The organism is Streptomyces lichenis (genome assembly GCF_023218175.1).
Lineage (GTDB): Bacteria > Actinomycetota > Actinomycetes > Streptomycetales > Streptomycetaceae > Streptomyces > Streptomyces lichenis.
On record NZ_JALPTH010000030.1, the window covers coordinates 15,760 to 27,962 of the forward strand.

The window sequence follows — 12,203 nt, forward strand, 5'->3', positions numbered from 1 at the left end:
CCGGCCGCGGTCCCGTACCGTGTCCGGGGACGTACGTACGTTGCCGAGAGTGCCGGGCGGGATGCCGCCCGGCGGGGCGAGGGGAGGCGCGAGATGGCCCGGGACCGGTTCTCGACCGCGACCAGGCTGCGGCTGCTCGGCCGGGAGACCGCCGCCCGCGTCTACCGCTCGCAGACCCGCCGCCAGGACCGCCGCTCCCGCCTCACCGGCCGGGCCGCCTTCCTGGCGCTGGTGGTCTGCTCGCTGGTGGTGGCGCTGGCCTACCCGATGCGGCAGTACGTCTCCCAGCGCGGCGAGATCGCCGAGCAGGAGCGGCACGCGGCCGAGGCGGCCGAGCGGGTCGAGCGGCTGCGGGACGAGAAGGCCCGGCTCCAGGACGACGCCTACGTCCGCCGGCTGGCCCGCGAGCACCTGCACTACGTGCTGCCCGGGGAGACCGGCTACACGGTGGTCGACCCCGACGCGGCCGCCGAGCGCACCGGCGACCCGGGCGCGGCCGACCGCCCCTGGTACTCCAACCTCTGGGACGGCGTGGACAGCGCCGACCGCTCCTCCCCGGACCCCCGGGACCCGTAGCCCCGCGGCACACAGAGAAGCAGTCCGCAGGACACAGCGAAACACGAGACAAGAGAACCAAGGCAGGCATGGAAACGCCCCCTCCGCCCACCGAACGCACCGAGCCCACCGAGGCGGACATCGCCGCCTTTGAAGCCCAGCTCGGGCGCCCCCCGCGCGGCCTGCGCGCCATTGCGCACCGCTGCCCCTGCGGCAACCCGGACGTGGTGGAGACCGCGCCCCGGCTGCCCGACGGCACGCCGTTCCCCACCACGTACTACCTGACCTGCCCGCGCGCCGCCTCCGCCATCGGCACCCTGGAGGCGAACGGGGTGATGAAGGAGATGACCGAGCGGCTGGCCGCCGACCCCGAGCTGGCCGCCGCCTACCGGGCCGCGCACGAGGACTACCTCGCCCGCCGGGACGCCATCGAGGTGCTGGAGGGCTTCCCCAGCGCCGGCGGGATGCCGGACCGGGTCAAGTGCCTGCATGTGCTGGTGGGCCACTCGCTGGCGGCCGGCCCCGGGGTCAACCCGCTGGGCGACGAGGCCGTCGCGATGCTGCCCGAGTGGTGGGCCAAGGGCCCCTGCGTGGCGCCCGGCGAGGGCTGCCAGGGAGGTGGAGGATGACCCGGGTCGCCGCCGTGGACTGCGGCACCAACTCCATCCGGCTGCTGGTCGCCGACATCGACCCGGAGACCGGGAAGGCGGTCGAACTCGACCGGCGGATGACCATCGTCCGGCTCGGCCAGGGCGTGGACCGCACCGGCCGGCTCGCCCCGGAGGCGCTTCAGCGCACCTTCGCCGCCTGCCGCGCGTACGCGGCGGTGATAGCGGAGCACGGGGTGCAGAAGGTGCGGTTCGCCGCCACCTCCGCCTCCCGGGACGCCGAGAACCGCGACGAGTTCACCGCCGGGGTGCGGGAGATCCTGGGCGTGGAGCCCGAGGTGATCAGCGGCGACCAGGAGGCGGAGTTCTCCTTCACCGGCGCCACCCGGGAGCTGTCCGGCTCCGAGGAGTACCTGGTGGTGGACATCGGCGGCGGCTCGACGGAGTTCGTGGTCGGCCGGGACGCGGTGCGCGCCGCCCGCTCGGTGGACATCGGCTGCGTACGGCTGACCGAGCGGCATGTGAGCGGCTCGACGCCCACCGAGGCGGAGACCGCCGCCATCCGGGCCGACATCGCCGCCGCGCTGGACCTGGCGGAGCGGACGGTGCCGATCCGGGAGGCCGGGGTGCTGGTCGGGCTGGCCGGGTCGGTGACCACGGTCGCGGGCATCGCGCTGGAGCTGGACGCGTACGACTCGGCGGCCATCCACCGCTCGCGGATCAGCCGCGAGCAGGTGGACGCCGTCACCGCCCGGCTGCTGTCCGCGAGCCATGACGAGCGGGCCGCGATCCCGGTGATGCACCCGGGCCGGGTGGACGTCATCACCGCTGGTGCGCTGGTCCTCCAGGCCGTCATGGAGCGCACCGGAGCGGCCGAGGTGGTGGTCTCGGAGCACGACATCCTGGACGGGATCGCCCACTCGCTGGTGGCCCCCGCGAAAGGTTCGTGAAGTTCTTCACAAGGAAAAGGGCCCTGTCGGGGGTCCGGGGGGCCGTTCGAGGTCACCGGGCCGCCCCTCAGGGCCCTTTCGCAGGTTCACAGGGCGGCTACGGCTCTGTTTCCCAGGCGTGAACCGGGGTGCCGCATGGGCGTTACGGAGCGCTCTCTGCGCAGTTCACGGGGGGTGGGCAACGTCCCGGAACCCCTCCCGGTTCCCTCCCGCGACCATGACCTGGGTCACGTGGGCGGCGCAGTGTAGCAGAGGTGCTTCCCATCCTTGTGAAGGGGCGCACGAGCAGGGGGTGTGGGGCGGGTGGATACTCGATGGCATGAGCACCACGGAGCGTCCCAGGATCCTCGTAGTAGGCGGAGGGTACGTAGGCCTGTACGCAGCTCGCCGCATTCTGAAGAAGATGCGCTACGGCGAGGCGACCGTCACGGTCGTCGACCCCCGCTCGTACATGACGTACCAGCCCTTCCTCCCCGAAGCCGCCGCCGGCAGCATCTCGCCCCGGCACGTCGTCGTCCCGCTGCGGCGCGTCCTGCCGAAGGCCGAAGTCCTCACCGGCCGCGTCACCACCATCGACCAGGACCGCAAGGTCGCCACCGTCGCCCCGCTGGTCGGCGAGGCGTACGAGCTGCCCTTCGACTACCTGGTGGTCGCGCTCGGCGCGGTCTCCCGCACCTTCCCGATCCCCGGCCTCGCCGAGCAGGGCATCGGCATGAAGGGCATCGAGGAGGCCATCGGCCTGCGCAACCACGTCCTGGAGCAGCTGGACAAGGCCGACTCCACCACCGACGAGGATGTCCGCCGCAAGGCGCTGACCTTCGTCTTCGTGGGCGGCGGCTTCGCCGGCGCGGAGACCATCGGCGAGGTCGAGGACCTGGCCCGCGACGCGGCCAAGTACTACAAGAACGTCAAGCGCGAGGACATGCGGTTCGTCCTCGTCGACGCCGCCGACAAGATCCTCCCCGAGGTCGGCCCCAAGCTCGGCCAGTACGGCAAGGAGCACCTGGAGGGCCGCGGGGTCGAGGTCTACCTCAGCACCTCCATGGACTCCTGCGTCGACGGCCACGTGGTGCTGAAGAACGGCCTGGAGGTCGATTCCAACACCATCGTGTGGACCGCCGGCGTCAAGCCCAACCCGGCGCTGGCCCGCTACGGCCTGCCGCTCGGCCCCCGCGGCCACGTGGACTGCGCCCCCACCCTCCAGGTGCAGGGCACCGACTACATCTGGGCCGCCGGCGACAACGCCCAGGTCCCGGACCTGGTCGGCCGCAAGGCCGGCAACCCCAACGCCTGGTGCCCGCCGAACGCCCAGCACGCGCTGCGCCAGGCCCGGGTCCTCGGCGACAACGTCATCTCCGGTATGCGGGGCTTCCCGCAGAAGGAGTACAGCCACGCCAACAAGGGCGCGGTGGCCGGTCTGGGCGTCCACAAGGGCGTCGCCATGATCGTCATGGGCAAGATGAAGATCAAGCTCAAGGGCCGCCTCGCCTGGTACATGCACCGCGGCTACCACGGCATGGCCATGCCGACCTGGAACCGCAAGATCCGGGTCTTCGCCGACTGGACGCTGGGCATGTTCCTCAAGCGCGAGGTCGTCTCGCTCGGCGCCATGGAGACGCCGCGCGAGGAGTTCTACGAGGCCGCCAAGCCCGCCCCGGCCGCGCAGGCCACCGAGCCGGCCCCGCAGAAGGCCAAGGCCTCCTGACCGTCCGGTAGCCCCACCGCTCCTCGTCGAAGGGGCCGCCCGCCATCCGTGGTGCGGGCGGCCCCTTCGCCGTACCCCCGGCCTTTCAGCCCGCGCATCGCCCCGCACCCCCGGCCCTTTCGCCCGCGCATCGCCCCGTTCCGGGACTGCGCGCCCGCACCCCCGGTGTTCTCGTGGAGTCGAACACAGAGCTTCACGCACAGAGCGAACTCCGCCGAACCGTCACGGAGGTGTGCACCATGGCCGACGCCGCGTCGCGGCTGACCGCTCTCGCCCAGGACCTGCTGGGCGTACCGCTGCCCGTCCGCATCCGGGCCTGGGACGGCAGCGAGGCCGGGCCGCCCGGCGCACCCGTCCTGGTGGTCCGCCACCGCAGGGCGCTGCGCCGGCTGCTCTGGAAGCCCGGCGAGCTCGGCCTCGCCCGGGCCTGGGTGGCCGGCGAACTGGACGCCGAGGGCGATCTGTACGCCCTCCTCGGCCGGATCGCCGCACTGCTGTGGGAGCGCGGCGGCGGGGAGCGCCCGGCCGGGAAGCGGACCGTACGCGACCCCCGGCTGCGCGCCGCCGTCCGCGAGCTGGTCCGTCTCGGCGGGCCCTGGCCGCCGCCCGCGCCGCCCGCCGAGGAGATCCGCGGCCGCACCGGCCGCACCCACACCAGGCACCGCGACCGGCAGGCCGTCAGCCACCACTACGACGTCGGCAACGACTTCTACGCCCTGGTCCTCGGCCCGTCGATGGTCTACTCCTGCGCCTGCTTCACCGAGGGCGCCACCCTGGAGCAGGCCCAGCGCGCCAAGCTCGACCTGGTCTGCCGCAAGCTGGCCCTCAAGGAGGGGGACCGGCTGCTGGACGTCGGCTGCGGCTGGGGCTCGATGGCCCTGCACGCCGCCCGGGAGTACGGCGCCACCGTCGTCGGCGTCACCCTCTCCGCCGAGCAGGCCGCGTACGCCCGCGAGCGGATCGCCGAGGAAGGGCCGGCCGGCCGGGTCGAGATCCGCGTCCAGGACTACCGGGACGTCCGGGACGGCCCGTACGACGCGATCTCCTCCATCGGCATGGCCGAGCACGTCGGCACCGAGCGCTACCAGGAGTACGCCGACGCCCTGTACGCCCTGCTGCGCCCCGGCGGGCGGCTGCTCAACCACCAGATCGCCCGCCGCCCGGAACGGGACGAGTCCGCGTACCGGCTGGACCCGTTCATCGACGCGTACGTCTTCCCGGACGGCGAACTCGCCCCGCTGGGCCGCACCACCTCCGCCCTGGAGCGGGCCGGCTTCGAGGTGCGCGACACCGAGGCGCTGCGCGAGCACTACGCGCTGACGCTCCGCCACTGGGTCGCCCACCTGGAGGCGCACTGGCCCGAGGCGGTCCGGCTGACCTCACCGGGCCGGGCTCGCGTCTGGCGGCTCTACATGGCCGCCTCCGCCCTCGCCTTCGAGCGCCACCAGATCGGCGTCAACCAGATCCTGGCCGTGCGCACCGGTCCTGACGGCCGCTCGGGCCTGCCCCTGCGCCCCCGCGTCTGGAACGAGCGGGGAGCTGACGGCGGCTGAGGCGCCGTACGCCCGAGGGCCGGGCCCCGCTGTCCCGGTCGGAACAGCCCGGAGGCCCGGCCCTCGTCTGTGCCGCCGCGCGCGGCTACTCCGCCTTGATGGCGTTCAGCATGTTCAGCCGCGCCGCGCTGCGGGCCGGCCAGAGCGAGGCCAGCACGCCGACCAGTCCGGCCAGGAGGAGGAAGATCCCGATCCGGCCCCAGGGCAGGACCAGCGCGTAGCCCGGCAGGTCGTCCTTGAGGGACTGGCCGATCGCCCAGCCGAGGAAGACGCCCAGCACGATGCCGACCAGCGCGCCGAAGAGCGAGATCACCACGGCCTCCAGCCGGACCATCCGCTTCACCCGGCGCCGGTCCAGGCCGATGGCCCGCAGCATGCCGATCTCCTGCTGCCGCTCGAAGACCGACATGGCCAGGGTGTTGACCACACCCAGGACGGCGATCAGCAGTGCCATCGCCAGCAGCGCGTAGACGATGTTCAGCATCATGTTGATCATGCCGCCGAACTGGTCGCGGATGTCCTGGCGGTCCATCACGCTGATCGCCGGGTTCTCGCCCAGGGCGCTGATCAGCGCCTTCTCGCCGGCCGCGGACTGGCCGCCGTCCATCTTGACGAAGATCTGCTGGATGTTCGGCTTCTTCTCGTGCTGGGCGGCCAGCTCGCTGCCGACCAGCACCGGGGAGAGGAACTCGCTGCCCTCGAAGACCGCGCCGACCTTCAGCGAGCCCTTCTTCTCGTCGCCGAACACGGTCGGCAGGGTGTCGCCGACCTTCCAGCCGTGCTTCCTGGCGGAGTCCTCGGCGACCGCGATCCGCCCGTCGGCCAGCGAGCCGATGCCACCGGAGACCGTCTTGACGGTGAGCACCTTCTCGACGTCGCCCGGGGTGACCGCGGAGGTCGGGGCGAACTCGCCGTCCAGCTTGAGGTAGGTGCTGGTCAGCGGGGAGACGGCGCTGACGCCCGGGGCCTTCTCCACGGCGGCCAGCGCGGAGCCGTCCAGCGGGCCGCCGCTGGCCATCGCGACCATGTAGTCGGCGCGGATGTTGTCGGTGGTCATCTTGTCCACCGACTGGCCCACGGTCACACCGACCACCGACAGGCCGGTGACCAGGGTGAGCCCGATGGCCAGCGCGGAGGCGGTGGCACCGGTGCGGCGCGGGTTGCGGACCGCGTTCTGGCCGGCCAGCTTGCCGGCCACACCGAAGACCGAGACCAGCAGCGGCCGGACCAGGGCCACGATGGGCCGGGACAGCTGCGGGATCAGCACGATCACGCCGATCAGGGCGAGGAAGGCGCCCAGCCCGATCAGATAGCGGCCGTTCTCGTCCCCCATCCCGGCGCCGCCGGCGATCGCGGTCGCGCCGATCGCGGTGATCACCGACCCGACGATGTTCCGCACCAGCAGGGACTTGGCGGAGGGCGCCGCGTGGACGCTGTTCATCGCCGCCACCGGCGGGATCTTCGCGGCCCGGCGGCCCGGCAGCCAGGCGGCCAGCATGGTGATCAGCACACCGACGGCGAGCGCGGAGACGATCGGGGTCGCGGTGACGACCAGCGGCCCGCCGGGCACCTTCATCCCGAAGCTGGACATGCCCGAGCGCAGCCCCACAGCGAGCAGCACGCCGAGCCCGAGCCCGACCGCCGCCGCGACCAGGCCGACCAGGCCGGCCTCGGCCAGCACGGAGCGGGTGACCTGGCGGCGCGAGGCGCCGACCGCGCGCATCAGCGCGATCTCCTTGGTGCGCTGGGCGACCAGCATGGTGAAGGTGTTGGCGATCAGGAACACGCCGACGAAGAGCGCGATCCCGGCGAAGGCCAGCAGCACCTGGTTGAGGCCGCTCATCCCGGCCTCGATGTCCTTGGCCTGCTCGTCGGCGAGGGCGGCGCCGGTGCGGGCCACCGCCTCCTTCGGGAGCAGCGGCACGACCTGGTCGAGCAGCTTCTCGTCGTCGGTGCCGGGCGCGGCGCTGACGTTGACGTCCTGGAAGTGGCCGGGGGCCAGGTAGAGCTTCTGCGCCACCGGGGTCTGGAACAGCACCAGGCTGCCGCCGGCGCTGACCGCGCCGTCGTCGGTGGTGAAGATCCCGCTGAGGGTGTACTCCTTCACCGGCCCGTTGGTGGCCACCCGCACCCGGTCGCCGACCTTGTACCTGCCCTTGGCGGCGGTGTCCTGGTCCAGGGCGACCTGGTCGGCGGCGGCGGGGCCGGAGCCCTGCCCGAAGGCGTACGCCGGGTCCTTGCCGTCCTTGCCGGGGGCGAAATTGGCGCCCTTGTTGGACCAGCCGACGCCGATCAGCTTGCCGTTCGGGTCGGCGACCCCGGCGAAGCCGTTCACCCGGGCGCTCACGGCGGTGACCCCGTCCAGCGCGCCGATCCTGTCGACGGTCTTCTGGGAGACGCCGGAGCCCGACTCGGGGTTCGACCCGTCGGCGTAGGAGGTGACCGCCACGGCCACGTCGTCGTAGTTCTTGGCGGACTGGTTGCGGAAGGCCTGGGAGAGCGTGTCGGTGAAGACCAGGGTGCCGGAAACGAACGCGACGCCGAGCATCACGGCGAGCACGGTCATCAGCAGCCTGGCCTTGTGCGCGAGCACGTTGCGCAGGGCGGTACGGAGCATGAGGTGGGGTCCCGGTGGGTTGGGGTGGGGTCAGGAGGTCGGAGAGGGGCCGGGGCTCGGCCGGTGGGGGCCGGGTGGCGCCCCCGGGCCGGGGCTCAGCTCGTACGGCCCTTGGCGTCGAACTCCTTCATGCGGTCCAGCACGCCGTCCGCCGTGGGGTGCAGCATCTCGTCCACGATCCGGCCGTCGGCCAGGAAGATCACCCGGTCCGCGTAGGAGGCGGCTACCGGGTCGTGGGTCACCATCACCACGGTCTGCCCCAGCTCGCGCACCGAGTTGCGCAGGAAGCCCAGCACCTCGGCGCCGGAGCGCGAGTCGAGGTTGCCGGTCGGCTCGTCGCCGAAGATGATCTCGGGCTGGGAGGCCAGCGCGCGGGCCACCGCGACACGCTGCTGCTGGCCGCCGGAGAGCTGCGCGGGCCGGTGCCCGAGCCGTCCGGACAGCCCGATCATGTCGATGACCTTGCGCACCCACTCCTTGTCGGGCTTGCGGCCCGCGATGTCCATCGGGAGGGTGATGTTCTCCTGCGCGGTCAGGGTGGGCAGCAGGTTGAAGGCCTGGAAGATGAAGCCGATCTTGTCCCGGCGCAGCTGGGTGAGCTGCTTGTCCTTCAGCGAGCCGAGCTCGGTGTCGCCGATCCGCACCGAGCCGCCGGAGAAGGTGTCCAGCCCGGCCACGCAGTGCATCAGGGTGGACTTGCCGGAACCGGAGGGGCCCATGATCGCGGTGAACTCGCCCTGCCGGAAGTCCACGGTGACCCGGTCCAGCGCGACCACCTGGGTCTCACCCTGTCCGTAGACCTTGGACAGCTCCGTGGCGCGGGCGGCCACCGCGGTGGAGCGGTAGGCGGTGGAGGTGGTGGTCACGAGGGACTCCCGTCGGGTACGCGGTGGCTGCGCGACCGCTGTCGGGCGCGCTTGTCGAGGACCTGTCCATCGTGGCCCCCGACCCACCCCCGATACGTCCCTCCGCGTGCCCGTTCCCGGGGCAGTCTGGAGTCGGACCGCGGCCCCGTCCGCTCCTCCTGAGGTATGACGGCACCCCTGAGGCGGCCGTGTGACGGGGCGGAATGCGGCGCGTTCCCAGGGACGGGGTGGGGCGCGTTCCCGGGGCGCAATGCGGCGCATTGTCATGACAGGGTCACACCGGGCGACGACTTTCCGTCATTCCTTTGCGCACCCTTTGCGGCCGCGAGCGCCGAAGGGGGCCCGGGCGACCTTGCCCGCCGTGGCTGACGCTCCCTCAGGCCCCAATAGAATAAGACAATATCGGGCCACGGCTCCGCTGATCGGGGGACGCGCCCCGGATAGGCTCATGTGCCAGCGTGACCCGCGCGGATGGGCGTATGCGCGTGCGCGTGTGATGGCCCGGATGGTGGAACGTAGACACGGCGAGCTTAAACCTCGCTGGCCCTCTTCGGGCCGTGCCGGTTCGAGTCCGGCTCCGGGCACTGTCGATGCACTGCCGTTCGAACGTACGTTCCCTTCCGGCCCGGTGAGGGAAGCGCGGCGCACCGCCCCGCAGTGCCCGCGGAACGCCCAGGGAGGGGAAAGATCCTCCCCGAGCACTAGGGTGTTTCTTTTGCGTCCCCATTACTCTTGTTCCAAGGCCGCGCACGGCGGCCATGGAGGAGTGAGATGAGGAGCAGCAACCCGGTCTTCTCGCGACGGGGGTTCAGCCGCGACACCGGCTACGCGGGCTTCAACGCGCAGCAGCCGCAGGCCGGGAGCCCCGCCGCCGGAGCAGGCCCCTACGCGACGAACCCGTACGCGACCAACCCGTACGCGCAGGACACCCAGCTCGGCGACCCCACGCAGGCCCCGGCGCGCTCGGGCGCGATGACCATCGACGACGTGGTGAGCCGCACGGCCATCACGCTCGGCACGGTCTTCGTCACCGCCGCGCTCTCCTGGTTCCTGCTGCCGGTCGACCCGGCCAACATCAACACCTCGTACGGCATCGGCGTCGGCGCCGCTCTGGTGGCCTTCGTCTTCGCGATGATCCAGGCCTTCAAGAGCAAGGCCTCGCCCGCGCTGATCCTGCTGTACGCGGCCTTCGAGGGCGTCTTCCTGGGCGTCATCTCCAGCGCGGTCTCCACCTACGTCACCCCCGGCGCGGTGCCGCAGGCGGTGCTCGGCACCATGGCGGTGTTCGCCGGTGTGCTGATCGCCTACAAGATGCGCTGGATCCGGGTGAACCGCCGGTTCGTCGGCTTCGTGATGGCCGCGGCCATGGGCTTCATGCTGCTGATGGTGGTGAACCTGCTGTTCGCCCTCATCGGCGGCGGTGACGGCCTCGGCTTCCGCAGCGGTGGCCTCGGCATCCTGTTCGGCGTCATCGGCATCATCCTCGGTGCCTGCTTCCTCGCCCTGGACTTCAAGCAGGTCGAGGACGGTCTCACCTACGGCGCCCCGCGCCAGGAGGCGTGGCTGGCGGCCTTCGGTCTGACCATGACCCTGGTCTGGATCTACCTGGAGTTCCTGCGGCTCATCGCGATCCTGCAGGGCGACGACTGACCCGTCAGTCCCCAGCAGCGAGGGGCCCGTCCGGCAGCAGCCGGGCGGGCCCCTCCGCCGTTTCGGACGGGGTCAGAGCAGCTTGCGCGCGGCCCGGCGCAGGTCGTACTCGTGGATGATCGCCTTGGCGTGCCCGTACGAGAGGTCGTGCGCGCCCCGGAGCCAGCTCACCTTCTCCTCGAAGCGGACGAGGGAGGGGCCTTCCTCGACGGTGCGAAGCCATTCGGTCAACTGGCGCCCCGTGATGTCGGGGATGCGGGAGATCAGGTTGCGGTGGGTCTCTTCGGAGAAGACGTGGGACATCGGCGCCTCCGGACGCGTCGAGCGTGTGCTCCTTCACGTCACCGTGCCTGAGCGTCCGCCCGTTGGCAACAGTCCGGCGGGGGCGCGTAGGGTCGCGGAGTGCTTGATACGAGTGGACTGACCGGCGCGGTGGAGCGCTTCGCCGACCGGCTGCGGGCGGCGCCGCAGAGCCGCCTCCAGCAGGGCGCGGCGGCCGGTGCGCTGGCTCTGGCCAGGGACTTGTCGCTGCGCGCCCAGCGGATCGAGGCCCCCGGCGAGCCGCCGCTGACCATGCCGGACGCCGGGATGTTCGCCGTCGCGGACCAGCTTGTGGTCGCCTGCAACGATCTCGCGGAGGTTCTGCGGACGGCCCCCGCCGGCTCCCCGCTCACCCGCGAACGGGACGAGGCCCTGGCGGCCGTCCGGCGCGCGGCCGCCGCCTCCGGGCTCTGAGAAGGCCCTGGCCCGGTCCTCCTACAGGGAGGCGATGACGCGGTCGGCCAGGATGTAGACGTTGTCGGCACCCGTGCCGCAGGAGAAGGTCAGCGCGTACGCGCCGGAGACCCCGGACCCGCCCAGCAGCACCGGCTCCCGGCCGGCCCGCAGCGCGTCCGCGAGGCGTTCGGCGGTCTCCCGGTGCCCGGGGGTCATACAGAGGGTCGTCCCGTCCGCGAACACGTACACGTCCAGGGTGCCGAGCGGACCCGGGCGTACGTCGGTGAGCGCCGTGGCCGTCGCGGCCAGCTCCTCCAGGCGCGCCACGGTGCGCTCGTGGTCGGTGACCACCGGGGTCTGCACCGGCACGAAGTCCGGGTGCGAGGGGTGCCGGCGGCGGGCGGCGGCCAGCTCGGGGGAGTCCTCCGGGTGGTCCGCGACACCCGGCAGCTCGGGCAGCTCGGCGGCGAGGGCGTCCACGTCCTCCAGGCTCACCGGGTCGTCCAGCCCGTCCGCGTACGCGGCGTACTCGCCGTACTCCGCGCCCAGCTCCAGCCCGATCCCGTCCAGTCCGACGAAGTCCGCCTGGCGCGGTACGAAGAAGGGGGCGCCGTCGTCGGGCAGACCGGCCGGTCCGCCGGGCAGCGGGCCGAGCGAGTCGGCCGCGTCCCGCGCCTCCTGGGCGGCCCAGAACGCCCGGGCCTCCGCCAGCTCCCGCTCCCGCTCCTCGGCCAGCGCCTCGGCGACCGCGGCCCGTATGTCCTCGGCGGCGCGGGCGTGCGGGACGGTGGGGGCGGGGGCCGCCGGGGCGGTGGGGGTGGCGTGGGCGAGCTCCGTGCGCAGCGCGGCGACCTGCTTGCGCAGCCCGTGGGCGGCGTGCAGGGCGGCGGCGCCCACGACCGTGGCGGCGGCCGTGGTCAGCAGCAGGGCGAGAGACATGGCGCTCACTGACTTACTCCCGACTTCAATCGATCCCCCGCAC

The 12,203-nt window shown here is 72.5% G+C and carries 11 protein-coding genes and 1 tRNA gene; 8 read left to right on the top strand and 4 right to left on the bottom strand.

Going from position 1 to position 12,203, the window contains the following annotated elements:
- The first annotated feature begins 93 nt into the window (after positions 1-93).
- From M1O15_RS25560 to M1O15_RS25580, 5 genes are all read left to right on the top strand, one after another.
- Positions 94-576 (top strand): FtsB family cell division protein, encoded by a 483-nt coding sequence (locus M1O15_RS25560; protein WP_248636529.1) that lies wholly within the window; start codon positions 94-96, stop codon positions 574-576.
- A gap of 68 nt (positions 577-644) precedes the next feature.
- On the top strand, positions 645-1,184 hold the full coding sequence (locus M1O15_RS25565) for a DUF501 domain-containing protein (protein ID WP_248636530.1): 540 nt from the start codon (positions 645-647) through the stop codon (positions 1,182-1,184).
- Entirely contained in the window at positions 1,181-2,113 is a 933-nt protein-coding gene (locus tag M1O15_RS25570; RefSeq protein WP_248636531.1) for a Ppx/GppA phosphatase family protein, read from the top strand. Before M1O15_RS25565 ends, M1O15_RS25570 begins: the two co-directional genes overlap by 4 nt.
- 319 nt (positions 2,114-2,432) lie before the next feature.
- Positions 2,433-3,818, top strand: coding sequence for an NAD(P)/FAD-dependent oxidoreductase (locus M1O15_RS25575; RefSeq protein WP_248636532.1), 1,386 nt, complete (start codon positions 2,433-2,435; stop codon positions 3,816-3,818).
- Between the two features lie 239 nt (positions 3,819-4,057).
- Complete coding sequence (locus M1O15_RS25580) at positions 4,058-5,371, top strand: class I SAM-dependent methyltransferase (protein WP_248636533.1); 1,314 nt, start codon at positions 4,058-4,060, stop codon at positions 5,369-5,371.
- A gap of 85 nt (positions 5,372-5,456) precedes the next feature.
- On the opposite strand, the gene M1O15_RS25585 is transcribed toward M1O15_RS25580, so the two are convergent.
- Positions 5,457-7,988 (bottom strand): ABC transporter permease, encoded by a 2,532-nt coding sequence (locus M1O15_RS25585; protein WP_248636534.1) that lies wholly within the window; start codon positions 7,986-7,988, stop codon positions 5,457-5,459.
- A gap of 95 nt (positions 7,989-8,083) precedes the next feature.
- On the bottom strand, positions 8,084-8,854 hold the full coding sequence (locus M1O15_RS25590; RefSeq protein WP_248636535.1) for an ABC transporter ATP-binding protein: 771 nt from the start codon (positions 8,852-8,854) through the stop codon (positions 8,084-8,086).
- Between the two features lie 499 nt (positions 8,855-9,353).
- On the opposite strand from M1O15_RS25590, the gene M1O15_RS25595 reads away from it, so the two are divergent.
- Positions 9,354-9,438, top strand: a tRNA-Leu gene (locus M1O15_RS25595).
- Between the two features lie 187 nt (positions 9,439-9,625).
- Entirely contained in the window at positions 9,626-10,504 is an 879-nt protein-coding gene (locus tag M1O15_RS25600; RefSeq protein WP_248636536.1) for a Bax inhibitor-1/YccA family protein, read from the top strand.
- 72 nt (positions 10,505-10,576) lie between these two features.
- Here M1O15_RS25600 and M1O15_RS25605 read toward each other — a convergent pair whose 3' ends face one another.
- On the bottom strand, positions 10,577-10,807 hold the full coding sequence (locus M1O15_RS25605) for a DUF4287 domain-containing protein (protein ID WP_248636537.1): 231 nt from the start codon (positions 10,805-10,807) through the stop codon (positions 10,577-10,579).
- Between the two features lie 99 nt (positions 10,808-10,906).
- On the opposite strand from M1O15_RS25605, the gene M1O15_RS25610 reads away from it, so the two are divergent.
- Positions 10,907-11,239, top strand: coding sequence for a hypothetical protein (locus M1O15_RS25610; protein ID WP_248636538.1), 333 nt, complete (start codon positions 10,907-10,909; stop codon positions 11,237-11,239).
- A gap of 21 nt (positions 11,240-11,260) precedes the next feature.
- Here M1O15_RS25610 and M1O15_RS25615 read toward each other — a convergent pair whose 3' ends face one another.
- A complete protein-coding gene (locus M1O15_RS25615) occupies positions 11,261-12,160 on the bottom strand; it encodes a hypothetical protein (protein ID WP_248636591.1) in 900 nt (299 codons plus the stop codon).
- Positions 12,161-12,203 lie beyond the last annotated feature (43 nt).